Origin of the sequence: Novosphingobium rhizovicinum, assembly GCF_040813635.1 — a bacterium.
GTDB lineage: Bacteria > Pseudomonadota > Alphaproteobacteria > Sphingomonadales > Sphingomonadaceae > Novosphingobium > Novosphingobium rhizovicinum.
The window spans coordinates 236,666-263,612 of the sequence record NZ_JBFNXR010000054.1 but is presented as its reverse complement, the minus strand read 5'-3'; the positions used below and the strand labels follow the sequence as shown (position 1 = coordinate 263,612).

Genomic DNA, 26,947 nt, shown 5'->3' with positions numbered 1-26,947 from the left:
AGCCTGCGCCTTCTGGCTCAGTCGCGCCTGAGGCGTGCAATCGCCGCGCGGATGTCGCGTTCTGTGTAGGGCTTGGTGATGACCGGGACCCCTTCAAACCTGCCGGTCGTAAAGGACCGATCCCCATAGCCGCTGGCGAAGATGAAGGGCACGCCACGACCGTGGAGGAGTTCGGCGACCTCCTCGCTCGTCTCTTTGCCGAGATTGACGTCCAACATCGCGAAGCTCACGTCTTCGCTGGCAATCAGCGCCCGTGCTGTCTTCACCGAACCGACAATCTCGCAATCATCGAAGCCCAGGTCGCGCAAGACGTCCTCGGCTTCCATGGCGATGATGACGTTGTCCTCCACAATGAGTGCCGTCGCGGAGAAGAGCTCCGGCGCACTTTCACGTACCTCTGGCACCGTAGCGAGGGCTTCGTGGGCCGATGGCATCGGCGTGTCGTATGCGGCGATGTGCTCTCCTGGGATCAGGAATGTCGCGCGGAGTCCATCCGGCGGGTAGTCGACGACGGCGGAGCCGCCGAGCTCATGCGGGATAGTACGTTCGATGATGGTCGATCCGAACCCGCGGCGGGTCGGCGTTTTGACCGTTGGGCCACCGGTCTCGCGCCAATCGATCTCAAGGGACTGGTCGTCGCCATGGCTGACATTGATGGCGATGGAGCCGCGCGAATCCGAGAGCGCGCCATACTTGCAGGAATTGGTCATCATCTCGTGGATGACCAACGCCAGCGTCGTGAACGCGCCCGGTGCGATCATTGCGTCGGGACCGTCGATCGTCACGCGGTCTGCACTTTCGCTGGCGTAGGCGTCCGTCTCGGTGCGGATGAGGTTGTACAGTGAAGAGGGTGACCAGTCAGTCTGCGTCACCTGATCGTGTGCGCGGGCAAGCGCGTGGATGCGGCTGCCGATGATCTCGGCAAAATGATCGATCGTCTCGGCGCCGTCCTTGGACTGCATCACCAGCCCGCGGATAAGGTTCAGGATGTTGCGTACCCTGTGATTCAACTCGGCGATCAGCATGTCCTGCTGTTTGTTCGCCTGCTCACGTTCGAGGTTGGCCGCGTCGGCGAGCCGTAGCACGACTTCCAGCAGGGTGACGCGAAGAGACTCCGCGGCAGAGATCTCGTCGGCGGTCCAAGGCCTGGAGAAGCCTCGCCGCTCTTCTTTCCAGAGATCGAAGCTCTTTCGCGGAGTCAGGCGCGCCCCGTTCGGACCAAGCTCGATGGCCTTCTCGGGATTGCCCGCCCAATGGACCTCGCGGTGATGTTCGCGCCGGAAAAGCACGATGTAGTCACGTGGTGTTCGAGATACGGGCAGAGCGAGCAGACCCGCCGCACTCTCGCTAAAGGCGCGAGCGGGTTCATGAACGCTGGCGATACTCTCGGTAGACCACACGGTGCTTGCACCGGCGGTGTTCAGGAACCTTGCCAGCGCCTCGAACTGCACTTGGGTGGGCGTTGATCCTTGTGCCATGAACTGGCCATCGACCCAGCCGAGAATCCCATCGAACGGAATGACTTTCCCGATCGAATCGGCAAAATCGTGAAAGGCTCCCAGAAGGGAATCGCCGCCTGCTACGCGCGCCATGATCTCGTCATGGAGGCGCATCGACTGGTTGCGCTTCTCGAAGGAATAGTCACTTTCTCGCTGATCCAGCAGGTAAGAGAAGAACTCTCCGAACAGTTCGGCCGCAGTTCGAACCGAGTAAGACAGGCGCAAGGGTGAGTAGTGATGGCAGGCCATCAGCCCCCACAGCTTTCCCCGCCGCATGATCGATACGGACATTGAAGCCTTTACGCCCATGTTGCGCAGGTATTCGATGTGGATGGGGGATACCGCGCGCAGACCGCTCATCGAGAGATCAAGCGGCTCGCCACGCGGACTTGTGTAGGGAACCACCGCTACGGTGGGGTCGTCCACATCGCTGATAATTCGCAAGATATTGCGGGAGTAGAGGCGCCTGGCCTGAGCGGGAATATCCGAGGCCGGGAAGTGGAGTCCGTGGAAGCTGTCCACGCTGCCGTTCAGGCTTTCCGCAATAACCTCGCCAGCGCCATTCGGCTCGAACCTGTAGATCATTACGCGGTCGAAGCCGGTGAGGGCGCGCAGATGCCGAGCAGCGCTGGCACACAATTGCTCAGTCGTTTTCGACGTGCGCATGCGGTCGATCATCGGCCGCACGTAGTTCACGTAGTCACGGCGGCGTCCGGTGTCGCTCGGCTCGATCTCCAGGATGAAAGACTGGCCTGACGCATGAAGCGCGATGTCAAAACAGCGTCCGTCGTCCAGCAGTTCGACCGAGAAGATCCGCTCGACCGAGTCGGGGCTCCCCAGGATCTGCAGCCGGGTGCGGATGTCGTGCAGGGCGCTGGGCGCGATAAAGTCAGTCGCAGCGCGACCGAACATCTCCACCGCATCCACGCCGAACAAATCAACGCAGTTGAGCGAGGCGTGATTGATGATCCAGTCGCTCGAGAACGACAGAAGCCAACCAAAACTTTGAATCCGACCGATGATGTGAATCGGTTCAAGATCGCAGGTCGAAAGGTCCACCTGCTGAAACGCGTCTACCATCGCGCTTACCGCACCGGATCCGGTGCGCTTGTGGCAAAGGCTTCACGGAAGGTGTCAAATACCACGACGGCCGCCATGCTTTGACGTTTCGCGCGCGCGTCGTCCGGCATGTCCTCTTTCAACAGGGCTGCTGTGCTCTTCCATATGGAGAGACCTTCTACGTCATCCATGTACGCGGACGGAAGATCGTGAGAACGGCCCCAGTACCCGGCGCGGGCCAGTGTAGTGAGTCCCAGACGTGAGCCGGAGACAACATATCCAGCCGCTTCTGGCGACACTTCACCGCTCGGCGTCACTCCAGGTAAACTGTCGGCATCCACTTCAAGCGCCGCCAGGTCTTCGCGCAGCATGCGGCTGTAATCCGGGTATTGGAGGCCAAGTGTGCCTTCCACGAAGTTTCTGAACTGACCGATGACCGGCGCCATCCCCATGTAGTGGCCGCTCAAAAAGCGGACGTAATCAGCGCGGTCGGAAAGGTCCAGCGACCCGAAAGCTGAGTCGAGAAGCTCGTGCGAAGCCTTCGTCGCCGTGCGAAAATGGGAAAGAAGTGATTGCATGTAAGCGAGTTATCTCCGTGCCCGCATTTAGGTTCGCTCGGGCGCCTTTGTCCAACAAATTGACAGGCAGCGTCCGAAGCGACCGGCCCGTGTGTAGAGGCTTATCCCCGTACGCAGGCAGCAATAGCTTGCGCGGGACCGATTACTGGCCATTTGTATCACGTGCGATGACCAGCGCTACCGGCTGTCGTTCTTCACCACCAGCGGTGCAACCGGTGCCGTCCTCCCCGCGAGACAGGGAGCGTGTCGCTCCGCCGATTACCCTTGTAACAGCGACGCTTGGGCATGAACCGGGAAGGCCTGCCTTACACTTCGTGCGATCGGGCGATGGCGCCTGCGTCCAGCAGCGGAGCGGCGTCGATGGACTGCGCGCCTATGATTTCGCCGAGGCGCTCAAGTGCTGCGAGGATCATGGCGCGCTCCCATGCGGGTAGAGCCTCATAACCCTCGCTGAAACGTGTTTGCAGCAGGTCTGGTGCGCGCTCGATCGTGGCGCGGCCGGCATCCGTTACCTGGAGAATGATCTGACGCTTGTCGCGGCTGCTGCGCTGGCGCGTGACCAGACCCGCGTTCTCCAGTCGATCGACGATGTTGGTAATCGTCGCCTGCCCGAACTGCAGCGAAGCGGAAAGCGCGCTCGGGGTGGTCTCCCCGCGCTGCTCCACTTCCTGGAGTACCAGAAGCTGCGATGGCGTTAGCGCCGTGGCCGTCGCGAGCTTGCGCGTGCCCAGATCGGAAGCCCTCAGAATACGGCGCAGCGCTTTCAGTGCCTCGGTGGTCAGTACGTCGCTCATGTACGCCCTGCTATGCTCCGCCGCAGTCTCTGCCAACGAAATTTATCCTTCGGCTTCCGAAGCATGTTTCGTGATCTTTTTGCTGTTGCGGGTTGCGGAATGACAGAAGAGAGCCATATAAAGCGCCCACACTGTCGGATGCCGCCGAAGTTTGCGGTGCAGATAATTCGGGGAGCGAATAATTATCGAAGTCCCAGGCAATGCAAAGGAGCGCGCGCGCGACCCTGAAGAGGCCGCCCATACGCTCAAGGCCCCGTTCACTTTCAGGTGTCCGCGGGCCGAGGATGGCTACCCGATTGCGAAACTGATCGCAGCCTGCCCTCCACTCGATACCAACTCGGTTTATTGCAACCTGCTGCAGTGCAGCGACTTCGCCGACACCTGTGTCGTGGCTGAGCGCGGCGGCGAGATCGAAGGCTGGATATCCGGCTATCGTCCGCCATCTGCCCCCGAGAAGCTGTTTATCTGGCAAGTCGCCGTGGCTGCTTCTGCGCGTGGGGAAGGGTTGGCAGGCCGTATGCTCGATGAGCTGCTGGTGCGTCCCGCTTTTGCCGGCACGACCATGATGACGACCACGATCACCGAAGACAATGCCGCCTCGTGGCGTCTCTTTGGCGCTTTCGCCCGGCGTCACGGCGCGGGGTTGACCAAGGCGCCGCGCTTTGAGCGGGACGTCCATTTCGGCGGGGCGCATGACACCGAATGGGAGGTGCAGATCGCACCGCTTCCAAACACAATCACGAGCTGAACAGGGAGAATTCCACATGGCTCTTACAGCACGTCCGAGCGCCTCTGCGCCGGACATCAGCATTTATGACCGACGCGAATCGCAGGTTCGCAGCTACTCTCGCTCCATGCCGCGCCAGTTCAATCGCGCTGAAGGCGTGTGGCTGCATGACGGGAACGGCGGGCGTTACCTTGATTTCCTGTCGGGCTGCTCGTCGCTCAATTACGGCCATAATCATCCCGAACTGAAGCAGGTGTTGATCGACTACATCAGCTCGGACGGCATTACTCATGGTCTGGACATGCACACCGATGCCAAGGCCGAGTTCCTGGGCGCTCTTGAGGACGTCATCCTGCGGCCGCGCGGTCTGGACTATCGTGCGATGTTCACCGGTCCTACCGGCACCAACGCTGTAGAGGCGGCCATCAAGCTGGCCCGCAAGGTTACCGGACGTGAACTGATCCTCGCCTTCACCAACGGCTTCCATGGCATGACGCTTGGTGCGCTTGCCTGCACGGGCAATGCCGGGAAGCGTGGCGGGGCGGGCATTCCCCTCAGTCATGTCAGCCACGAGGCATTCGACGGCTACTATGGGCCTGACGTGGACACCGCCGCGCTCCTCGAGCAGCGGCTGTCCGACCCCTCAAGCGGGCTTGATGCTCCTGCTGCGATCCTGGTCGAAACGGTCCAGGGCGAGGGGGGGCTGAACGCCGCTTCGCCAGAGTGGCTGCGCAAGATTGCCGCGATCGCCAAGAAGCACGGCGCGCTCATGATCGTCGATGACATCCAGGCGGGATGCGGCCGGACCGGCAACTTCTTCAGCTTCGAGGGTATGGGTTTCACCCCCGATATCGTGACGATGGCCAAGTCGCTGTCCGGCATGGGCCTGCCTTTTGCGCTCACGCTGATCCGTCCTGAACTCGACGTGTGGTCGCCGGGCGAGCACAACGGCACGTTCCGGGGCAACAACCACGCCTTCGTAACTGCTACTAAGGCGATACGGCACTTCTGGGCGGACGAGGCATTCAAGTCCGATATCGCCCGCCGCGGCGCGCTGCTGGAGAAGCGGCTCGATCGCATGGCGAAGGAGCACGGCCTGTCGACACGCGGCCGCGGCATGATGCGTGGCATTGACGTGGGTTCGGGTGAGATTGCCTCGACGATTACGAGCGCCTGCTTCGACAAGGGCCTCATCATTGAGACCAGCGGAGCGCACGACGAGATCGTCAAGGTTCTCGCGCCGCTCACCATTGAGGACTCTGTTCTCGAAAGCGGCCTCGACATTCTGGAGCATGCGATCCGGGCGGCACTCTCGCCAGCCTACGGCGTCGCTGCGTAACAAGGAGAAATTATCATGATCGTTCGTGATCTCAAGGAAATCCGCTCGTCCGAAAAGAACGTAAAGTCAGACGGCTGGGTCAGCGCCCGCATGCTGCTGAAGGACGACAACATGGGCTTCTCGTTCCATGTCACCACGATGTTTGCCGGTACCGAACTGAAGATGCACTACCAGAACCATCTGGAGTCCGTCCTCATTCTCAAAGGCACCGGGACCATTGAGGACCTGGGTACGGGTGAAATCCACGACCTGAAGTCCGGCGTGATGTACGCGCTCAACGAGCATGATCGGCACATCGTTCGTCCGACGACAGACCTGCTGACCGCTTGCGTCTTCAACCCGCCAGTGTCGGGCCGCGAAGTCCATGACGAGAACGGCGCGTATCCCGCCGATGTCGATCAGGATCGCGAGCCTGCGCTTACTGAATGAAAGATCAACAGGGGCCAAACCATGAATGACAGCTACCCGTCGCGTCAGGCGGCGACCCCCGAGTTGCTGCCGCGCCACGACCCGGTTGCCTATCGCCAGTGGGAGCCGGGAGCACCGCTCAGCGCGGCGCAGGTCGAACAGTTCGACCGCGATGGCTATCTCGTAATCGAGAATGTCTTCTCTGAAGACGAAGTGGCTGCTCTGCAGAGCGAAACAGGCCGGCTACTGGCTGATCCGGCCGGACTGGACGAAGAGACCATCATCACTGAGCCTGCAGCTCAGGAAATTCGGTCCATCTTCGCGATCCACCGGCAGAGCAAGGTGATCGAGCGGCTTTCGTCGGACGAGCGACTGGCAGGCGTTGCCCGCTACCTTCTCGACGACGAGGTCTACATCCATCAGTCGCGGCTGAACTATAAGCCTGGTTTCCAGGGCAAGGAGTTCTACTGGCACTCCGACTTCGAGACCTGGCATACCGAAGATGGAATGCCGCGCATGCGCGCGCTCTCGATGTCCGTGCTGCTGGCAGAGAACACCCCGCACAACGGGCCGCTGATGCTGATCCCTGGTTCGCATCGCGTCTTCGTCTCTTGCGTCGGCCGCACGCCGAGTGATCACTACAAGATGTCGCTCAAGCGACAGGAGTTCGGAGTGCCGGATGCGGACACCCTTGCCGAACTCGCGCACAAGCATGGCATCGAGGCTCCGGTCGGAAAGCCGGGCACAGTGATCGTGTTCGACTGCAACACCATGCATGGGTCCAACGGTAACATCACGCCGTTCCCTCGTGCGAACGCCTTCCTCGTTTACAACGCGGTGTCAAACCACATCGAAGCGCCGTTCGCTGCCGAAGCTCCCCGGCCGGACTTCATCGCTGAGCGCGATTTCTCGCCAGTGCGCATCCAAGCGGGATCATTGGCGGAGATGGCTGCATGAACGGACATAGTGTAGAGAAAATCGGCGGCACATCCATGGCCGCCACGTCGACGGTGTTCGACAATGTGCTGATCGCCGGGCGCAGTGGGTCCGAACTCTATAACCGGATCTTTGTCGTCTCCGCCTATGCGGGCATGACCGACCTGCTTCTGGAGCACAAGAAGACGGGCGCGGCCGGGGTTTACGCCCGCTTCGCGGCCAACGAGTCGAAGGGATGCTGGCGCGAGGCTTTGGAAGCCGTCCGCGACGCGATGCAGGCGCGCAATGCGGAGATGTTCGCTCGTGCAGACAGTCTGGCCGAGGCGAATGCCTTCGTGGATTGCAGAGTTGAGCAACTCAGCGATTGTCTGGCCGATCTGGACCGCTTGCGCGCGCATGGGCGCTTCTGTCTCAAGGAGCAGCTTGTCACAGTGCGTGAAATGCTCGCGGGCTTTGGCGAGGCGCACAGTGCTCACTCTACTGCGCTGCTGCTGCGGGATCGTGGCGTGAACTCGGTTTTCGTCGACCTTACCTTGTGGAGCCAGGACGATCTTGCCTCGCTGGACAAGCGCATTCGCGAGGCGCTTGAGCCGATAGATCTCACCAAGCAGATGCCGATCGTGACCGGTTATGCCGGCTGCGAAGGCGGCATGGTGAAGCGGTACGCGCGCGGCTACTCCGAGATGACTTTCTCTCGCATCGCGGTTCTTACCGGGGCGCGCGAGGCGATCATCCACAAGGAGTTCCACCTCTCCAGTGCGGACCCCAAGCTGGTCGGCGTCGACAAGGCACGCAAGATTGGCCGCACCAACTATGACGTGGCGGACCAACTGGCGAACCTTGGGATGGAGGCAATTCACCCGAGGGCTGGACGGGGCCTCAGGCAGGCTGAAATCCCGCTGCGCGTGCGCAACACTTTCGACCGGCTGGATGGCGGCACGCTGATCTGCGGAGACTATGTCACCAGCAAGCCGCGGGTCGAGATCGTCACCGGCCTGAAAACCGTCTATGCACTCCAGTTCTTCGAACAGGACATGGTGGGCGAGAAGGGCTTCGATGCCGCCATTCTCGAAACGCTTACGCGGCACGGCGCCTGGATCGTCAGCAAGTCGTCCAACGCGAATACGATCACCCATTACCTGTCGACGGACTCGCAGACAGTTGCGAGAGTGATCGCAGAGTTGGAAGACGCGTTCCCGGGCTCGGCCGTCACATCGCAGCCAGTCGCGATGGTCTCGGTGATCGGCAGCGATATCTCGGAGCCTGGGCTTGTCCCTCGCGCCCTGCTCGCGCTCGACAAGGCGGGTGTTGAGATGATCGCCATGCAGCATCAGATCCGGAACGTGGATGTGCAGTTTATCGTTGAGCGCGCGCGCTTCGACGATGCTGTCAGGGCGCTGCACGAAGCGCTGGTCGATACTGGATCCGGTGAATCGGCACGCGCCGCGGCGTGATGCTTGCCACGACGAACCGCGGCACAACCGCTGGTTTCAGGATCATCTGAGAGGCCGGATCGTTAATTGACATGCTGACAGCGATCCTGCCCGTAAGAAGCCTGCTGCTCGCCATCTTTATGCTGATGGCGGGCGGCGGGTTTCTTTCCACTCTTGTCAGCGTCCGCCTTGAGCGCGCGGGAAGCAGTGCCGTTTTCATTGGCCTTGTCGCGACCGCCTACTTCGCGGGGCTGGTGGCTGGGTCTCTGCGTGTGCCTCAGCTTGTGCGCAGAGTTGGTCACATTCGTGCCTTCGCAGCCTTCGTGGCTTTGCTCTCTGCCAGTACGCTGACGTACGCCATTCACCGCGATCCACTGCTGTGGGGTGCTCTGCGCTTCATCGATGGCCTGTGCGTGGCAGGTGTTTTCGTCTGCCTGGAGAGTTGGCTCAACGAGCGAGCAGAGGGAGCCACCCGTGGCTCGGTGCTCGCGGGTTACATGATCGCGCTCTACTCCGGTCAGGCGGTCGGACAGTTCCTGCTGAATTTAAGTGAGACCAAACCTTCGATGCCCTTTCTGGTGGCATCAATCCTGATCTCGTTGTCCGCCATTCCCGTCGTACTCACGCGGATCTCTGCCCCTTTGCCCGACGATGGCGCGGCGCTGCCGGTGCGTGATCTCTATGCCGCTTCACCACTCGGGATAGTCGGAGCCACGATCACGGGGCTGATGCTCGGCGCCTTTTATGCGCTTGGACCTGTTTTCGTCCGCCGCCTGGGGATGGATCTCTCAGCCACGGCCTTGTTCATGAGCGTGGTGATTCTTGGAGGCGTGGCTCTGCAGTGGCCCCTTGGGCGGCTGTCGGATCGCTTCGATCGCCGTAAGGTCATCGTCGGCGTCCTCGCCGGCGCTCTGCTGGCGAGCCTCGGCATCGCTGTGTTAGCAAGCCAAGGCCCTGCGCTGTTTGCCCTTGCCGCACTGTTCGGGGGCTTGAGCTTCGCGCTTTATCCGTTGTGCGTGGCGCACACCAACGACCACCTCGCTCCGGCTCAGAGGGTCGCTGCCACCGGGGGGCTTGTACTCCTCTACTCCGCGGGCGCTGCGGCTGGGCCTATGGCCGGTGCGGCTGCGGTGACGGTGGCGGGCCCGGCAGGGTTGTTCTTCTTCATCGCCCTGTGTGCCGGCGGAACACTGGTCTTCGCGTTCTGGCGACAGTTGCGTGCGCTGCCTGTGCCTCTCGATCAGCAGCAGAATTACCAGGTCCTGCCGCGTACCACGCCGGTTGCGGCAACGCTCGACCCTCGCGCCGACGAAGAATTGGAAGAAAAGCCATGACGTCACACACGGACAATCCGCCGCTTTTCGGGGCCGACGTGCCCATAGGCCATCCCGAAGCCGTTCCAGCGCCGGTGCTCCGCCGCGCGATTGCGGCTTCTGCGCTGGGGAATGCGACGGAGTGGTTCGACTACGGCATCTATGCTTACGGGCTGACCTATATCTCTGCCGCGTTATTCCCCGGCCAGACCGAGAATGCCACTCTGTTCGCATTGGCGACGTTCGCGATCTCGTTCCTGGTTCGCCCGCTCGGTGGTTTGTTCTGGGGGCCGCTGGGTGATCGTTATGGCCGCAAGACGGTGCTGGCCCTCACCATTCTCATGATGTCGGGCGCTACTGTCGGTGTCGGTTTGATTCCCTCTTACGAGACGATCGGATTTTGGGCGCCATTGCTGCTGGTGGTGCTGCGGATGGTGCAGGGCTTCTCGACTGGCGGGGAGTATGGGGGCGCGGCCACTTTCATGGCCGAGTATGCACCTGACGATAAGCGCGGCTTTTGCGGCAGCTTCCTTGAGTTCGGTACGCTTGCGGGGTTCTCGTTCGGTGCGCTGCTCATGCTTGGCTTCTCACTGTTGCTGGGCGACCAGACGATGTACGACTGGGCCTGGCGCGTTCCGTTTCTCGTCGCCGGACCGATGGGCCTGGTCGGTATGTATCTGCGCTCCAAGATGGAGGACACGCCGGTCTTTCGGGAGATCGAGGCCCATCACGAGACGGAGCCGGCCGCTTCAACGGAGCTGAGGCACCTGATCACCCGCTACCGGCGGCCGCTTCTGGCCATGGGCGGAATGGTGGTTGCGCTCAACGTGGTGAATTACACGCTGCTGAGCTACATGCCGACGTACTTGCAGCGCCGGCTTGGCCTGTCCACCGATGCGGCGCTCGTGGTGCCGATCGTGGGTATGCTGTTCATGATGGTGCTGGTGCCATTCGCCGGAGCCCTTTCCGACCGGATTGGGCGCAAGCCGATGTGGTGGTTCTCGCTGATCGGCCTGTTCGTGGGCGCGGTGCCTCTCTATCTCCTCATGGGAAGCGGGATCAGCGGCGCAATCGTCGGGTTCGCGGTGCTTGGTCTGCTTTACGTGCCGCAACTCGCGACCATCTCGGCGACTTTTCCGGCCATGTTCCCCACGCATGTGCGCTTTGCCGGCTTCGCCATTTCCTACAACGTTTCGACGTCGTTGTTCGGAGGCACGGCACCGGCGTTCAACAGCTGGCTTATCGATGCCACGGGCAACCTTCTGATGCCTGCCTACACCATGATGGCGGCCTGTCTCGTCGGCGCGGTCGGGCTTCGTTATACGCGGGAAACAGCAGGCAAGTCGTTGCGGGACATAGAGTAAGGAAAACATCGCCAGCGCTCGGTCAGAGCGCTGGCGCAAGGCGGCGGAACTATCGCGGAGTTCGACGGTATACCTTTGTGTAGCGGTTGCTGAACAAGGGGGAGGCGCATGCCGACGAAGCCGATCGTCCTCATCACCGGCGCCGCCGGCAATCTCGGTCGCTCGCTGGCGCAGGCACTAAGCGGACGGTATTCTATCGTCGGCCTGGATACCCGCACGGGCGACACGGATTATCCGGTCCTTGAGGTGGACCTGTCCGATGCGAAGAGCGTCGACGATGCCTTGGCTCGCTTCAGGCAGGAGCACGGCAACACTATCGCCAGCGTCCTGCATCTGGCCGCATTTTTCGACTTCAGCGGTGAGGACAAGCCGCAATATCGCGCTGTCAACGTCGAGGGCAGCCGCAATCTGGTCAGGAGCTTGCGCGGCTTCGATGTCGAGCAATTCGTCTATTCAGGGACGATGCTTGTCCATGCTCCCGGCCGGCCCGGCGAGCGCATCGACGAGAGCACCCCCATCGAGCCGGGTTGGGCCTATCCCAAGTCCAAGGCCCAGGCAGAGGATGCAATCCGGCAGGAGCGGGGAGAGATGCCCGTGGTGTTCCTGCACCTGGCCGGGGTCTATGACGAGAAAACCTCTGTTCCCACGTTCTCCAACCAGATTGCCCGTATCTACGAGCGCGATTTCCAGAGCCATCTGTACTCGGGTGACACCGACGCGGGACAGGCGATGGTCCACCGTGAGGACATGATTGACGCATTCGTGCGCACCGTGGACCGGCGTGAGCGTTTCACCGGCGAGACTGTGATCCTGGTCGGCGAGGAAGACGCGATCGGTTATGCCGATCTTCAGGACCGCCTGGGGTGTCTGCTTCATGGCGAGGATGACTGGGCCACGATCCGTTTGCCGAGTGCATTGGCCGGAGCGGGTGCTTGGGCGCAGGACAAGGCAGAGCCAGTCGTCCCCGATGCTCTTGACGGAGGAGAGCGTCCGTTCATCCAGCCTTTCATGACTCGCATGGCAAGCGATCACTACGCGCTCGACATTACGCGGGCTCGCACATTGCTTGGCTGGGAACCCAGACACCGCCTCGCGGACAAGCTTCCCGCGATCGTGGCCAACTTAAAGAGCGACCCGGCTGCGTGGTATGCAGCCAACAAGATCAGCCCGCCTGCCTTCGTGGAAGAAGCGGAGGAAATTGGGCGTGAGCCGGAGGCTCTTCGTGCGGAGTACGAGCGGCGCCGGCGCGCGCAGCACGCGGACAGCCGTTGGGCGCATTTCATCAATGCGGCGCTGGGTTTGTGGATACTGGTCCAGCCGGTCATCGTTGAAGTCACGGAGCCACTGCTTTTCTGGTCGGAAGTTGTGCTTGGCGCAGCCCTGATCGTGTTCGCGACGCTATCGCTCTCCTGGCAGCTTACATGGGCTCGCTGGGCGCAGGCCGGGGTGGCTGCTCTGATCATGGCGGTGCCATTTCTCTTCTGGACCGAGAATCCCGCTGCCTTCCTTTCTGACACGCTGGTGGGCGCGTTTGCTTTCGGGCTGGCTGTTGGTACGCGACCGGAGCCGGGGCCCTCGATCCTGGCCAGCATGACAGGGCCCGATGTGCCACCAGGATGGTCTTATAACCCGTCCACCTGGACGCAGCGCATTCCGATTATCTTTTTGGCGCTCATCGGCCTGCTGGTGGCCCGTTATCTCACTGCCTATCAGCTAGGCCACATCAGCTCGGTCTGGGACCCGTTCTTCCCCGGACTGCCGGATGATCCTTCCAAGAACGGAACGGAGGCAATCATCACCTCCTTCGTGTCCGAGGCCTTTCCGATCCCGGATGCGGCTTTGGGGGGCTACACATATGCGCTGGAGGTCGTGACTGGACTCGTCGGCTCCCGAGCGCGCTGGCGCACGATGCCTTGGATGGTGTTCCTCTTCGGGTTGATGATCGCGCCCCTTGGCGTCGTCTCGATCTTCTTTGTCATCATCCAGCCGGTGATGATCGGCACCTGGGCTACGCTCACGCTCGTAGGGGCCGCGGCGATGCTGATCCAGATTCCGTATTCTCTCGATGAGCTGCTGGCCACCCTGCAGTTTGTCCGGCGGCGGGCGAAAGCAGGGCGGCCGTGGCTGCGAGTATTTCTGTTCGGCGATACCGATGAAGGGGCTCGCCCCGAGCGCCGCGACGAATTCGACCGCGGCCCCGGAGAGGTTCTCAAGGGCATGTGGGCAGGGGGCGTGAATTTGCCGTGGAACCTGGTTGTCGCGGGATTAGCGGCGCTTTCGTTGCTGTTTACGCGTCTGACTTTCGACGCCCAAGGCGCAATGGCTGATGCCGATCACATAATCGGTTTTCTCGCGCTGACCGTGATCTCCATCGCCGCCGCGGAAGTGGCGCGCCCGCTGCGCTATCTCCTCATTCCGCTCGGGCTGGCACAGTTCGCCACACCGTTCCTCTTTGAAGCAGGCACTGCCCATACGATCGCAAGCGTTCTGATCGGTGTGGCGCTGATCGGTCTCAGCTTCCCGAGAGGCCGTATCCATGAGAGCTATGGGCACTGGGACAAGCGGATCGTCTGATCTGCGCGGAGAAGCCCACCACAGTGCTGCAGGCGCCGTTAAGATGCCTTCAGCGCTGTGGCCACCAGCGGAGCGACATTCCGCGTGATCGCCTCGATCCCTTTCGCGTTCGGATGGATGCGATCGGCAAGCATCAGGCCGCTATCGGTGATGACGCCTTCAAGGAAGAAGGGATAAAGCGTGGCATCATAGCGTTCTGCCAAGTCGCGGTAGATCGGGTTGAAACGGTCCGCATAGTCGTTTCCGAGGTTCGGAGCGGCGATCATGCCGGTGAGCATGATCGGAATGTCCCGGCTCTTCAGCTCCTCACAAATCGCGGTAAGATTGCGGCGGGTTTCGTCGGGATCGATCCCGCGCAGCATGTCGTTGCCACCCAGATTGACCATGACGAGGTCCGGCTTGCGGTCCAGCCCATCCAAAGCAAAGGCAAGGCGTCTTTGCGCGGCCGCAGTCGTATCACCGGACACGCCCGCGTTGCGAACATCAACAGCTAGTCCCTTGGCGGCAAGCGCCTGCTCCAGCTGCTCCGGAAAGCTCTCCTTCGGATCAAGGCCGTATCCTGCGTAGAGACTGTCACCGAATGCAAGGACCAGGCGCTCGTCGTCTTGAGGGGCGGACGCCGGTACGGCTTGCGTGTCGTTGAGGACTCTCTCTGAGCCGGCGCGATCGGCTGAGACATTCTCTTCGGTGCAGCCGGTGAGACCTTGGACTAGCCCGAATGCACCCGCATATAGAGCAAGCTTTTTAATCACGGGTGTTTCTCCAAAGATGTCGAATGATATGGCCGCGGATATCGCAATCCGCGCACGCGATGTCACCCTGCGCCTCGGTACGGCGGAAGCTCCGACCGAGATTCTGAAGGGCATCGATCTGGAGGTCACTCAAGGAACAAGCGTAGCGATCCTCGGTCCGTCGGGCTCTGGCAAGTCGTCGCTGATGGCGATCCTTTCGGGTCTGGAGCAGGCGAGCGGCGGCACGGTGAGTGTGGCCGGTGTCGCCTATGCGGATCTGGACGAAGATGGTCTCGCCCTGGCTCGGCGCGGCCGCATAGGCATTGTTCTTCAAGCCTTCCACTTGCTCCCGACCATGACTGCGCTTGAGAATGTTGCGGTGCCGATGGAATTAGCTGGAGCGGCCGATGCCTTTGCCCGCGCAGAGGCAGAACTGCGTGCCGTGGGGCTCGGCCACAGGCTTGGGCATTATCCGGTGCAGCTGTCCGGCGGTGAGCAACAGCGCGTCGCCATCGCACGCGCCGTAGCGCCAAGGCCCAATATTGTCTTTGCTGACGAGCCGACGGGCAATCTTGATGGCGCGACCAGCGGCGCGGTCATCGATCTGCTGTTTACGCGGCAGCGCGATGCAGGTGCGACCTTGCTCATCATCACCCACGATCCGGTTTTGGCGCAGCGGTGCGATCGGACGCTTGAGATGCGGGACGGGCGCATCGTTTCGGATACTGCCGCATGAGCGGACGACTGTTACAGGTGCCTGCGCTTGGGTGGCAAGCAAGCTGGCGGATTGCACGACGGGATCTCCTTTCAGGCTTCCGTGGCCTGCGCCTGCTCCTGGTGTGTCTGTTCCTGGGTGTATCCACGCTGGCGACCATCGGCAGCCTGACGTCCTCCATCACGGATGAGCTAGCTGCTCGTGGGCGCATTCTGCTCGGTGGTGACGTCGAGATTTCGATGACGCAACGCCAGGCGACAAAGGACGAGCATGCCGCTCTTACTGCGCAGGGGGAGGTCAGCGATACGATCCGGCTACGGGCGATGGCGCGGCGGGCGGAGCCGATCACCGGCGCCCCCGATGCCGTGCTTACTGAGCTCAAAGGCGTCGATGCCCGGTATCCGCTTTACGGAGAGCTCAAGCTCTCCGAGGGGAACTACCGACACCTTCCAGTCGATGAAGTGCTCGTGGATCGTGCGCTGGCTGAACGTCTGCTTCTAAGGCGGGGCGATGCACTCCGGTATGGCGATGCAAGCTTTCGGGTCGCGGGCTTCATTGCCGAGGAGCCGGATCGGGTGGGTGAGGGCTTCACCCTCGGTCCCGTGGCCATTGTATCCCTAGAGGGCATGGAGCGGACAGGGCTCCTGCGTCCCGGCGCACTTTACGAAACCAAGTACCGCATCCGCCTTGCTCCCGATGCCGATCCCGAGGCTGTCGTGGAGGGGCTGAAATCCCGCTTCGGAGAGGCCGGATGGGAATACAAGGACCGTTCACGCGCCGCGCCCGGCGCAGTCCGGTTCTTCGAGCGTATGGGGCAGTTTCTCTCCCTCATTGGCCTTGCCGCGCTTGTGATCGCCGGCATCGGCGTCAGCAATGGGGTGGCTTCATACCTCACTCTCAAGCGGAACAGCATAGCTACGCTCAAGATCGTGGGTGCCACATCGGCGGACATCGCGCGCATCTACCTGCTGCAGATCGGTGCAGTTGCCCTGCTCGCCGTCATGGCGGGAGTGGCTGTCGGTGCCGTTCTGCCGCTCGTGCTGGTGGCGCTTGTCCGCGAACTCCTGCCCGTTGCTCCTGGCCTCGGACTGCACCCGATACCGCTCGCCACAAGTGCTGCTTACGGTTTGCTGATCGCGTTGGCATTCGCGCTTCCGCCGCTGGCGAGGGCGCGTTCGCAACCTGTTGCGGCCCAGTTCCGTGGCGGGGTCGAGGTTCTGCCGCATATGCCTCCACGCGATTGGTTGCCGGTGGCAGGGGCGGCGGTGCTCGTGATCGCTCTCGCGCTCGCGACGGCGCGGGAGCCTCTCTTCGCGGCGGCGGTACTTGGAGCCGTTGCGGCGGTCCTGCTGGTGCTGCTCGCCATTGGCGCCGGGGTAAAGGCGCTCGCCGCGCGGCTCCCGCGCCCGCGAAGGCCTCTGTTGCGGCTCGCGATGGCGAATCTTCATCGTCCGGGCGCGCAGACAAGTGCACTCGTCATTGCGCTGGGGCTGGCGCTTACGCTGTTCGTCACGCTGGCCGCCATCCAGACGAGCCTGAACGCGGAGATAACCCGAGCCGTACCCGCGCGCGCACCGAACCAGTTCGTGCTCGACATTCCCTCCGACCAGCGTGAACGCTTCGTGGCGCTGGTGCGGGAGCAAGCGCCAGAGGCTGAGTTCAACATCGTCCCTTCGTTGCGCGGTACGATCGCAGCATACGGAGAGCAGCGCGTCGCTGAGTTGGAGCAGTTGCCGGAAGGGGCCTGGTTTCTCCGTGGAGAGCGGGGCGTCACCTATGCTGAAACACTTCCCCAGGGCAGCGAACTCGTAGACGGCGAATGGTGGCCGGAGGGCTATGAGGGGCCGCCCCTTGTCTCTCTCGACCGCGAGGCAGCGGAGACTTTGGATCTCGGCGTTGGAGATACACTGACCGTCAGTGTGCTCGGTCGAGAGATCGAGGCCCGGATAGCCTCACTGCGACAGGTCAACTGGGATTCGATGGGTTTCAACTATGTGCTCGTGTTCTCTCCCAATGCGCTCCAAGGTGCGCCGCACAGCCTGACATCGACCATCGAAATCGATCCCAGCCATGAGGGGGCAGTGTCACGCGCATTGCTCGCGGCCTTTCCGTCCGCATCGATCATCGCAGTCAGCGAAGTGCTGGGTCAGGTCCGTACAATCCTGGATCAGATGGCGACGGCCATCCTCTTGTCCGCCTCCGTCGCTATCCTGGCGGGCATCGCCGTGCTCGTCGGTGCGATTGCGGCTTCGCGGCAAGTCCGCACTTATGACAGCGTCATCCTCAAGACTCTCGGGGCCACGCGTGGGCAGATACTGGGGGCGCAGGCACTTGAATACGGCATACTGGCCGCCGTGCTGTGCATGCTGGCGCTGGGTCTTGGAGTGCTTGCAGGATGGTACGTCATTGTCGGGGTGTTCGAGTTCGGCTGGGCGCCTGAATGGCCGGTTGTACTGGCCACTCTCGCAGGAGGGGCAATCCTCACGCTCGGAATCGGCGTTCTTGGCTCGCTGCCGGTCCTCGGGGTGCGGGTCGCGTCCGCGCTACGGAAACTTTAGAGGTCCGGGAGTCTTCGCTACAGGAACGAAGTAGCGTTCGGGGCATTATGCGCTAGCTTCGCTGCTGCATGCGCGAAGACGGACAGCGAGTATCATTCGATGGGCATTACGGCCACCGGCTATTCTGCGGGTATGCAATGACGGACACCGGAGTGGCCGCACTGAGCGCCAAGGATTTCCATAATCCGGCCATCCTGCTTTCGGGCCCGGTGGACTATCAGATGTATGCTGACTTTCGGGGGAAGCTTGAGACCGCGCCCGAGCAGGGTCTGGTCGTTATCGAACTTACGACACTCGGCGGCGACCCGGAAGTGGCGCGGGTGATGGGCGAGGATGTGCGCTTCCATAGCGACCTCGAGCCGGCACGGCGGTTCGTGTTTTTGGGTAAGGCGGCAGTCTACTCAGCCGGCACGACGTTCATGAGCTTCTTCGCGCGTGAGAACCGCTACCTTACGCGCGGCACCCGGCTCATGATCCACGAGCGGAAGATGAACACGCAGTTGCATGTCGAGGGACCGTTGACGCAGTGCATCGCGGGTCTGGAGGCGACGCTCAATGAGATCAGGGAGTCCATCGCGATACAGAACGAGGGGTTCGAGAACCTGATCCGCGGCTCTGGTGTGACAATGGACGAGGTTCTCAAGCGGGCACCATCGAACTGGTATGTGGAGGCCCGCAAGGCGCTCGATCTCGGGCTGATTTCCGGCGTGATCTGAGGGTGCAGCCCGCACTGGGTGGAGCACCCGCGAGCCGCTCGACGTGCGGCAGAGTTCGTTTTATTTCAATCATATACAAGGCGTTCTTTGGAACTCCAGCGCACGCAGATGGTTTTCGTCTCAGCAGTCTGTGCGAGGAGATGAACGAGCATGCATGTGGTGACGGATGCCGACCGAGAGGCTGCCGAAGAGCTTCGGGTGCTTCTCGCCGACGTCTCTGGATTCTGGCATGTGCCAGGAGACGCGGGCCCTATCTGCGCCGCCTTGGCTCGGCACCGAGTGCGCAGCGAGCTTCGGATGCTGGAGAAGATCAATCACGCGGGCTTGCTCGCCGTTCCCAACGAAAGAATGCAGTTAGAGCGCGGCGCCGCACCGGCTCGCGGCCTGGAAATACGCACTCGAAAGGAACTGCCGAACGCTATTGGCCGATAGGCGCTGAACCTGGGGTTCCAGCCGCCCGCTCACGCTGCCAGCCGGTACTCCGCCAAGAGCTCGCCGAAGCGAGACGGCGGAACTGGCCGGCTGATGAGGTAGCCTTGCGCCATGTCGCAGCCGACGGAACGCAGGAAGTCGAGGCACTCGGCCGTCTCGACGCCTTCTGCGACAACCTTCAAGCCAAGTTCGTGAGCCATGTCGATGGTTGAGCGCACCAAGACGGCATCGCTGCGGTTCTGGTGAGCATGCTCCACGAAGCTCCGGTCGATCTTCAACTCGTCGAGCGTAAGCTTCTTGAGATAGGTGAGCGTCGACTGGCCCGTTCCGTAATCGTCGACCGAGATTGCAATGCCGATTTCCTTCAGAGCAAGCAGAGCCTCGGCAGCCCGGTCGTGACCTGTCATCGTAGCCGACTCTGTTACTTCGAAAATCAGGTTCTGCGGTTCCACGCCTGTATCCTGCAGCACGATCTGGAGTTCATCCATAAAGGCCGGGGATTCGAGCAGGGTGGCTGAAATGTTCACTGCTACGCGGAGTGCCGGGCATCCTGTGTTCCACAGCTTCAGGTCGGCAATTGCCCTGCGCAAGACATAGATGGTGAGGCTGCAGATCCTGTCGCTCTTCTCCACGATGGGAATAAAGTAGTCGGGGCGCAAGGGACCGCGGGTGGAGTGATTCCAGCGAACGAGTGCCTCTGCGCTGGTGATTACCCCGCTCGAGAGATCAAGCTTGGGTTGATAAACAACCGAGACGTCACCTGCGAGCAAAGCGTTGTCCAAGTCGCTGAGCAGCGACAGCTCATCTTCGACAATGGCAGAGTCCGTGTCCTCATGGATGTGGAATGGCTGTCCGCGCGAAAGGGCAAGGTCAGCGGCCAGAAAGGCGTTGTCGATCGTCTCCGCCTCAGAACCCAAGCTCCCTTGGGCATAGCCGATCGCTATCGAGACATCGACCTTGCGGCCGCGTGCCTCAACCGGATTGAGCATAAGCGCCCTGAGTTGTTCGCAACGGATAGGGACGTCGCGAGCCTCAACCGTCGCCTGCCAAGCCAGCACGCGATCCCCGATGCGATAAACTGTTACACCAGAGCCCAGAACGCTGATCCTGTCGCGAACGCGGTTGATGAGCTCACTAACGCCCCGCTGACCCAGTGCTGCCAGCGCCTTGTCGTACTCAGCGATGCGTGCTGTCACGACGCCGTAACTCTCCTGGCCGTGCAGGGTGGCTAACAGAGCATGCCTGTTCGGCAGTCCGGTCTGTTCGTCATGAGTGCGCTTCTCGGCCAGCCAGCGTCGCACGCACAGGGCACTGGCAGCTGCGACAACCGTCGACAGCGCAATGTACGAAGGCACCAGGGAGAACTCGTAGCCCCATTCCGATGCACAAAGGGAAAGCGCAAACAGAGCGGGGGGCGCCACTGCGGCAGCCATTCCAAATCGCTCTACTCTCCGCTCGCGAAGCATCAGCCAACTGACGATGAGCGTGAGCGTCAGAGGAAGGAGCCAACCAGCCTCGATCGGCACGCCCTCGATCAGCGTCAGTGTTGCAAGTGCCTGGATGACAGCTCCCGGGATCACCCCGAACCGGGGCACTGCATAGCGATCGCCCAACTCGATTGCCGTCGCTCCGACAAGCACATGCTTGCCCTTCAACTCGGTTGGGTCGAAGCGCCCGCTAGCGATGTCGATGAAGCTGTGCCGGGGTATGGAAGCTGGATCGATTGCGAAGTCGATTGGGAAGGCTGCGTCCGCCGCGCCTTGGCGCCCGGCGATGAGGGCAGCGAGGGAAGGGCGGGGCATGCCTTCGGTGATCTGCCCAAGTGGCGCCTTCCGAACGGCGCCTCCCGCTTCGGGGCGAATGCTGACGGTCGCAGCCTGCGAATGGGCGCGGAGCATGTCGATCGGCATGGAGTCGATGTAGGATGTCTGGCCGGTGCCGCTCGGCTGACGAAATGTCGGGAGGATGACTCCGCCATTCGCTCTCGCCAGCGCTTGGGCGAACAGCATGTCCTCGCGGGGAATAGATGGCGTCGAGAAGTCGACGTCAAACGCGATCGAACTGGCACCGGCGCGGTGCAGCTCGTCCACCAGCCTGGCGTAGTGCGCCCGCGGCCACGGCCAGTGATCGATTGCCTCAATGGAGCGGGCGTCGATCTCAACCAGATGGAGCTCGCCGCTGCTGGACTGGGACCGGAGCGTATATCGAAGATCGGCGAGAGTATGCTCCAGACTGATGCCCGCACCCGTGATGCCGGCAAGTACGCCCAGCAGACAGGCAACGAGGAGCGTTGATCCGCGCCATCGCCTGACCAAACGCTCCGTCATGCTCTTCATACCGATCTGCATGCCGCTCGCCTAAGGCCCAAAACCTAACATTGCGTCACGAGATGCTGCAATCAGGCTATTTGGGACCTTTCCCGTTCCCACCGGGATTGCCGTCACCGGGACTGGGATTGCCGTTCCCGTTCTCCGGTCCGGGACTGGGGTTGCCGTTTCCGTTGCCCGGACCTGGATTGGGATTGCCGTTTCCATTGCCGGGACCGGGATTGGGGTTGCCGTTTCCGTTGCCCGGACCTGGATTGGGGTTGCCGTTCCCATTGCCGGGACCCGGATTGGGGTTGCCGTTTCCGTTGCCCGGACCTGGATTGGGATTGCCGTTTCCATTGCCGGGTCCGGGATTGGGATTGCCGTTTCCGTTGCCGGGACCTGGATTGGGGTTGCCGTTCCCGTTGCCAGGACCTGGATTGGGATTGCCGTTCCCGTTGCCAGGACCGGGATTGGGATTGCCGTTTCCGTTGCCCGGTCCAGGATTGGGGCTGTTCGGAGTCTCGATTTCGCGTGCGACGGTTGCCACCGAGGCGATACTTGCCGCCACGGTCTGGGGCGGCGCCGCTTGTGGCCCAGCGCCGATCAACCCGCGCGTGGCAGCGGCGATATCGACCGGTTCGGCCTCTATTGCGGCGCCGATCGCCTGATCAGCCCCACCGTCGGATACAAAAACCTCGGAGGAGAACACTGGAGGACCTGCCGAGTCCATCGACGTGCCTAAGCTATCTGAGTTCGATCGCTCCAGACCCTCGCCCAGCGGGCTTGATGTAGCGCTCTGCTCACCGGCGGATTCCGTATCTACGGAGCTGCTCCCGCCCGTATCGGTCGCTGTTGAAGTGGCGCCACGTTGCGGAGAATCTATTGTCCTGGCGCTCTGACCTTGGACATTCAGCCTGAACTGATCGGACGCGGCCACGACAGCTACCATGCCAGGCCTGATGAGCTCGTTCGCGCCTCCATCGCTCGTCGCCACCCCGACGGCCCCTTCGACGACTTGCAGGCTTGCGCCTTCGTTGCTCACGTTGATGGAGAAGGTGGTGCCTTTGACGACGGCGGCGAGGTAGGGGGTCTGGACCCCGAACCGGGGTTTGGGGCTGTGCTTCACCTTAAAGACCGCGCTGCCCCATTCCTCAATGAGCTGAAACAAGCCGGTGGCCTGCGCTGCCTCAGGCACACGAATGCGCGTGTTCGCGCTCATCGTGACGAAGTCCTCTCCGCGCACCATCACAGCGCGAGATGAGGGCCCTGTTACGACGGTGCCGCCGGCGGGAACCGTGGCGCCGCGTGACAGACTGCGCTCTGCCTGGCCCTCGCGTAGGATAACGCGCCCGCTTGCTTCGCTGATGGTCCAGCTTCCGCTTTGAGCGAAGGCGCTGGTTGATGTCAGCAAGGCAGCCGCTGTGCAAAGCCCGTGAACCAGACGCATGAAGTACCCCCTGTTATGCGATTGTGCCGGTACTTGGCCCGATCTTGCCAGCTGGTTATCGGTGAAGGTTAAAATTCTCGAATTTGACGATTTCGTAATGGGTTGCTCGCTAGCCGCCACAATTGGAGGGCATCCCTAATATGAAGAACTCAATCTGGTTCGCTTCAGCGTGTGGTCTGTTTGCTTCGCCGGTATTTGCGCAGAGCGCCCTCGACCGTGTGACGCCAAGGGATGCCTCTGTTGCAATACCGGCCGCGACAGGCGACGCTTCGCAACTGCCGACAGAAGTCGAGAACAAGTCGCGGACCGTACAGCTGCAAGGCGAGCAAATCCTTATAGGCGCCGTTTCCATCTCCGGCCTGGAGAGCCTTCAGCCGAGCGAATTTGCCGACATTATCTCGGACTACGTGGGCAAGACTGCCGGGCCGAATGACCTTGCGGTCCTGACCGATCGCCTGGCTCAGCGTGCGCGCGATCGGGGCTTCGTTTTCGCTACCGCTCAGATCGCACCGCAACGCCTGAGCCTGGGCGTACTCACCGTCTTGCTCGACGAGGGGCGGGTGGATGCTGTCCGCCTGGACGGTAGCCAGAACACTGCGGTCAAAGCGGCTCTCGCAGGGCTCACTGAAGGCCCTGTGAAGCTGGAGCGGCTTGAGCGTGCATTGCTTCTCGCGGACGACATCGACGGCATTCAGATCGGTCGTTCCCGACTCCTTCGGGAGAATGGCCAGCGCGTGCTTGTGGTTGAGGTGACGGAAGACAGGGCCTCGGCGGATGTGAGTCTGCGCAACGATGGTACTCGGCCGATCGGCCGGGAAAAGGTCTACATCTCCGCCGTGCTGTCGCAACTGCTTGATGCAGACGATTCTGTGACCTTTGGTTACGCTGGCACGAGTTTCGAGCCCGGCGAACTGCAGTACGGGCGCGTCCGCTACGAAAAACGACTGAACGCCAGCGGGACAGAGGCCACGGCTTCGTTCTCGTATTCGCTTGTGCGTCCTGGGGCTTATCTGTCCCAATACGATATTGAGGGTCGCGCCTGGAGCGCCAACATCGGTTTGCTGCAACCAGTGCACCGGACGCGGCAGTCCAGTCTCTGGCTGACCGCAAATCTCGAGGTCAATCGGCTCAAGCAAACCGGCTCAGGCAGGCTCTTCCGGCGTGATCGCACCACGGTCCTTCGCCTCGGAGCCTATGGCTATCATAATGCGCTGGGTGGAAGAATCCGCGGGGGCGCCGTCGTCTCCCGGGGCTTGGACCTGTTCGATGCCACCGAAGCGCGCAACCTCCTGGCATCGCGCTACGATGCCGACGGCACATTCACATCCTTGAGTCTCTGGGGGCAGTGGACCGGGGAGTTGGTGCCGCGTGTCAGCCTTCAGGTTTCAGCGAGCGGGCAACTCGCCAGCGAATCCTTGCTGGTCGGGGAGGAACTTGGGCTAGGCGGTGGAGCGTATCTGCGGGGATATGACTGGAGCGAGCGCTTGGGCGACCGCGGCGCGATGGGGTACGCCGAACTTCGCTACGATTTCAATCTGCCGCCGGGTTTCCTCAAGCGCGCTCAGGTCTACGGTTTCGCGGACGCCGGAGAGGTTTCCAATCTCGACGATGGCTTCGGCGGTGGAAGTCTTGCTTCTGCCGGAGGAGGCCTGCGCCTCGGTCTGCGGAACACCTTGAATGTGTCGCTCGAAGTTGCGCAGCCGCTGACCGGACCACGCTACGACACTGGCGATCGGCAACCTCGGGTGAACTTCGGGATAAACGCCAACCTTTGACCGCGCTGTGGTACGAAGAGAACCAAACCCCAGGCACTGCAACATCTGCAAGGTGCCCTCTGTGAGGAGGTGTCAGCGCTTGCGCAGAGCCTCAGGCTTGTGAGCAGCAAGGGCACCGCACTTGTCGCTCTTTACGATGTACTGAGGCTCATCCTTAGAAGCCGAGACCTTGTGGCTCTTGATGTGGGTGTCGGAAGTCTGCTTTTTCTGGACCGTTCCATGCGTGGTGCCCTGGCTGGTGTTCCACTCCACCGCGTCGCCCTTTTTGAGGGTCATCTGATCGCTCCTTGCGTTTGGCAAAACCGGCAAGGACCAAAGCCGTTGGAAGGCTCAGCCGTTCCCGCCGTGCCCGAGTGGGCAGAGCCGGCTTACTGTCGTTGTGGGTTTGCCTGAGGTGCTCTGTGGCGTGTGCGAGTCATGCGCGCAGGCGGATGACCTCGGTGCGGGAACCCCGGTCCGCGATGAAGTGAGACACCTCGGTTCCGACGATAGGCCGGCTGAGGAGAAAACCCTGGATCTGGCGGCAACCCTCTTGCCGCAGAACGGCCAATTGCGAGGCCTCTTCCACGCCTTCCGCCAGCGTCTCAATTCCAAGTGCCTCGGCCAATGTAATGATGGCGCGGATCACCGCATGGCCATTGGTTTCGCGAGCAAGGTCGCGCACGAAGCTCTGGTCGATTTTGAGCTTGTCGAACGGGAACAGTCGCAAGTGGCTTAAAGAGGAGTAGCCAGTGCCGAAATCATCCAGCGCAATACGCACGCCGAGGCCTTGCAGAGCATGAAGGGTCTCAAGCGTCTTCTCAACGTTGGACGCGAGTGCGCTCTCGGTAATCTCTACCTCGAGACGCTGGGCGGGAAGGCCGGAGGCAGCAAGCGCCTTGACGACCATGGACGGCAGCGCAGGACTCAGGAATTGCCGCGATGACAGGTTGACGGCGACCGCCAGGGGTTCGGGCCACGAGGAAGCCTGCGCGCAGGCTTCATGCATAACCCACTCGCCGATTTCGGCTATGAGCCCTGTATCTTCTGCAAGTGGAATGAAGTCGGCCGGTCCGATCAGGCCGAGCCGTGGATGAGGCCAGCGCACCAGTGCTTCGAAGGCCGTCAGCCGCTCTTCCGTGAGACTGTAAAGCGGCTGAAAATGCAGCTCGAAAGCGCCCGCACGGATCGCCTCCCGTAAGTCCGCCTCCAACTGACGGCGATGGCGCGCGCGTTCGTCCAGCGAGGGTTCGAAGAAGTGATGGCCCGCCTTGCCCTGCTGCTTGGCCCGGTAGAGCGCGAGATCCGCATTCTTCAGCAATATCGTCGCGTCCAATCCGTCGTTCGGCCCTACCGCAATGCCGATACTTGCAGCGACTTCCGCTCTGCGACCCGCAAGAATAATATCTTGCGCGAAGCAACTCTGAATCCTTGCGCCGAATTTGGCGACGTCCGCGTCCGCAGCCAAGCCGTGTATCATTGCCGCAAATTCGTCACCGCTAAGCCGCGCGACGAGTGCCTCAGGGAGGCTCGACCGGAGGTGTGCTGAGACGTCGCACAGCAGCTTGTCTCCTGCCGCATGGCCGAGCGTATCGTTCACCATCTTGAAGTCGTCGAGGTCGATGTATGCTACGAGAACCTGCTCGTCCGGCTGGCGACGCTGCAGCGCCTGCTCGAGCTGTTCCACGAAGTACTGCCGGTTAGGCAGGCCGGTCAGACCATCGTGGAGAGCGGCGTGAGCGATACGCTGTTCGCGCGCTTCGATTGCATCCACCATGGCGTTGAAACTCTCGGCAAGGCGACCGAACTCATCGCCCGACCCCACGGGCAACCGGGTCTTACGCCCCTTTGCAATGTGGCGTGTGGCTCGAATCAGGTCGGCCACCGGCCGCGTGATCGTCCGGGCAAGTGCCAGTCCGAAGACGATGACGAGGACGAGTTCAAGCGCGAACAAAGTCGCGATCAGCACTGCCGACGCAATGCCCATTCCGCTGCTGAGCGAGATGTCTATCGTCGCGAAACCCGCGGCGAGGAGAACCAGCAGAGTCGCGACAAGGAAGAAGAACACAACTGCCAGTGCGCCAGCAATCCGACTGCGGAGAGTGCCGAAACCTGTGACAGAGTGCTCGCTCGATGCCATCGAATCCCGATGCCCTCGGGCCTTGCGCTTGGGCAAGGCAGCCATTCGGGAGGGCGTTGTGCGATGCGGCATGACTGAAGGCATAGCGCCATAAAAGTTAACAAGCCTCAATTTTCTCGAC

Annotated in this window: 21 protein-coding genes; 13 read left to right on the top strand and 8 right to left on the bottom strand. The window is 61.8% G+C overall.

What is annotated here, in order from left to right:
* Nucleotides 1-17: 17 nt before the first annotated feature.
* From ABUH87_RS17770 to ABUH87_RS17760, 3 genes are all read right to left on the bottom strand, one after another.
* The gene (locus tag ABUH87_RS17770; protein WP_367775447.1) at nt 18-2,579 is read right to left on the bottom strand and encodes an HWE histidine kinase domain-containing protein; all 2,562 of its coding nucleotides are present in this window, start codon (nt 2,577-2,579) and stop codon (nt 18-20) included.
* Between the two features lie 5 nt (nt 2,580-2,584).
* Nucleotides 2,585-3,136 carry a biliverdin-producing heme oxygenase gene (locus ABUH87_RS17765; protein WP_367775446.1) on the bottom strand — a complete coding sequence of 184 codons (552 nt, stop codon included), beginning with the start codon at nt 3,134-3,136 and terminating at the stop codon, nt 2,585-2,587.
* A gap of 305 nt (nt 3,137-3,441) precedes the next feature.
* A complete protein-coding gene (locus ABUH87_RS17760) occupies nt 3,442-3,930 on the bottom strand; it encodes a MarR family winged helix-turn-helix transcriptional regulator (protein ID WP_367775445.1) in 489 nt (162 codons plus the stop codon).
* Nucleotides 3,931-4,114: 184 nt separating this feature from the next.
* Here ABUH87_RS17760 and ectA point away from each other — a divergent pair, with 184 nt between their 5' ends.
* The 8 genes from ectA (at nt 4,115) to ABUH87_RS17720 (ending at nt 14,024) form a co-directional block, all read left to right on the top strand.
* Nucleotides 4,115-4,678 carry a diaminobutyrate acetyltransferase gene (gene ectA / locus ABUH87_RS17755; protein ID WP_419956721.1) on the top strand — a complete coding sequence of 188 codons (564 nt, stop codon included), beginning with the start codon at nt 4,115-4,117 and terminating at the stop codon, nt 4,676-4,678.
* A 16-nt stretch (nt 4,679-4,694) separates the two neighbouring features.
* Entirely contained in the window at nt 4,695-5,996 is a 1,302-nt protein-coding gene (ectB, locus tag ABUH87_RS17750) for a diaminobutyrate--2-oxoglutarate transaminase (RefSeq protein ID WP_367775444.1), read from the top strand.
* Nucleotides 5,997-6,011: 15 nt separating this feature from the next.
* Nucleotides 6,012-6,425: an ectoine synthase gene (locus ABUH87_RS17745; protein WP_367775443.1), complete on the top strand. Its 414-nt coding sequence runs from the start codon at nt 6,012-6,014 to the stop codon at nt 6,423-6,425.
* 21 nt (nt 6,426-6,446) lie between these two features.
* A complete protein-coding gene (thpD, locus tag ABUH87_RS17740) occupies nt 6,447-7,361 on the top strand; it encodes an ectoine hydroxylase (RefSeq protein ID WP_367775441.1) in 915 nt (304 codons plus the stop codon).
* A complete protein-coding gene (locus ABUH87_RS17735; protein ID WP_367775440.1) occupies nt 7,358-8,794 on the top strand; it encodes an aspartate kinase in 1,437 nt (478 codons plus the stop codon). Before thpD ends, ABUH87_RS17735 begins: the two co-directional genes overlap by 4 nt.
* A gap of 71 nt (nt 8,795-8,865) precedes the next feature.
* Entirely contained in the window at nt 8,866-10,107 is a 1,242-nt protein-coding gene (locus ABUH87_RS17730; protein WP_367775439.1) for an MFS transporter, read from the top strand.
* Nucleotides 10,104-11,450: an MFS transporter gene (locus ABUH87_RS17725; RefSeq protein WP_367775437.1), complete on the top strand. Its 1,347-nt coding sequence runs from the start codon at nt 10,104-10,106 to the stop codon at nt 11,448-11,450. The genes ABUH87_RS17730 and ABUH87_RS17725 overlap by 4 nt, the downstream gene beginning before the upstream one ends.
* A gap of 108 nt (nt 11,451-11,558) precedes the next feature.
* Nucleotides 11,559-14,024 (top strand): vitamin K epoxide reductase family protein, encoded by a 2,466-nt coding sequence (locus ABUH87_RS17720; RefSeq protein ID WP_367775435.1) that lies wholly within the window; start codon nt 11,559-11,561, stop codon nt 14,022-14,024.
* A 38-nt stretch (nt 14,025-14,062) separates the two neighbouring features.
* Here the strand turns inward: ABUH87_RS17720 and ABUH87_RS17715 are convergent, their stop codons facing one another.
* Nucleotides 14,063-14,773, bottom strand: a complete 711-nt coding sequence (locus tag ABUH87_RS17715) for an arylesterase (protein ID WP_367775591.1) — start codon at nt 14,771-14,773, stop codon at nt 14,063-14,065.
* A gap of 31 nt (nt 14,774-14,804) precedes the next feature.
* Between ABUH87_RS17715 and ABUH87_RS17710 the strand changes: the two genes are divergently transcribed.
* The 4 genes from ABUH87_RS17710 to ABUH87_RS17695 all read left to right on the top strand — a co-directional run bounded on the left by ABUH87_RS17710 (nt 14,805) and on the right by ABUH87_RS17695 (nt 19,176).
* A complete protein-coding gene (locus ABUH87_RS17710; protein WP_367775434.1) occupies nt 14,805-15,491 on the top strand; it encodes an ABC transporter ATP-binding protein in 687 nt (228 codons plus the stop codon).
* 17 nt (nt 15,492-15,508) lie between these two features.
* A complete protein-coding gene (locus ABUH87_RS17705) occupies nt 15,509-18,028 on the top strand; it encodes an ABC transporter permease (protein ID WP_367775590.1) in 2,520 nt (839 codons plus the stop codon).
* Nucleotides 18,029-18,165: 137 nt separating this feature from the next.
* Complete coding sequence (locus ABUH87_RS17700) at nt 18,166-18,744, top strand: peptidase S14 (protein WP_367775432.1); 579 nt, start codon at nt 18,166-18,168, stop codon at nt 18,742-18,744.
* 150 nt (nt 18,745-18,894) lie between these two features.
* On the top strand, nt 18,895-19,176 hold the full coding sequence (locus tag ABUH87_RS17695) for a hypothetical protein (RefSeq protein ID WP_367775431.1): 282 nt from the start codon (nt 18,895-18,897) through the stop codon (nt 19,174-19,176).
* A 29-nt stretch (nt 19,177-19,205) separates the two neighbouring features.
* Here ABUH87_RS17695 and ABUH87_RS17690 read toward each other — a convergent pair whose 3' ends face one another.
* Both ABUH87_RS17690 and ABUH87_RS17685 read right to left on the bottom strand, forming a co-directional pair.
* Complete coding sequence (locus tag ABUH87_RS17690; protein ID WP_367775430.1) at nt 19,206-21,524, bottom strand: putative bifunctional diguanylate cyclase/phosphodiesterase; 2,319 nt, start codon at nt 21,522-21,524, stop codon at nt 19,206-19,208.
* A gap of 55 nt (nt 21,525-21,579) precedes the next feature.
* Nucleotides 21,580-22,932: a FecR domain-containing protein gene (locus ABUH87_RS17685; protein WP_367775429.1), complete on the bottom strand. Its 1,353-nt coding sequence runs from the start codon at nt 22,930-22,932 to the stop codon at nt 21,580-21,582.
* A gap of 140 nt (nt 22,933-23,072) precedes the next feature.
* Between ABUH87_RS17685 and ABUH87_RS17680 the strand changes: the two genes are divergently transcribed.
* Nucleotides 23,073-24,707, top strand: a complete 1,635-nt coding sequence (locus ABUH87_RS17680; protein ID WP_367775428.1) for a ShlB/FhaC/HecB family hemolysin secretion/activation protein — start codon at nt 23,073-23,075, stop codon at nt 24,705-24,707.
* A 72-nt stretch (nt 24,708-24,779) separates the two neighbouring features.
* On the opposite strand, the gene ABUH87_RS17675 is transcribed toward ABUH87_RS17680, so the two are convergent.
* Both ABUH87_RS17675 and ABUH87_RS17670 read right to left on the bottom strand, forming a co-directional pair.
* The gene (locus ABUH87_RS17675; protein WP_367775427.1) at nt 24,780-24,983 is read right to left on the bottom strand and encodes a hypervirulence associated TUDOR domain-containing protein; all 204 of its coding nucleotides are present in this window, start codon (nt 24,981-24,983) and stop codon (nt 24,780-24,782) included.
* Between the two features lie 139 nt (nt 24,984-25,122).
* Nucleotides 25,123-26,826 carry a putative bifunctional diguanylate cyclase/phosphodiesterase gene (locus ABUH87_RS17670; RefSeq protein ID WP_367775426.1) on the bottom strand — a complete coding sequence of 568 codons (1,704 nt, stop codon included), beginning with the start codon at nt 26,824-26,826 and terminating at the stop codon, nt 25,123-25,125.
* Nucleotides 26,827-26,947 lie beyond the last annotated feature (121 nt).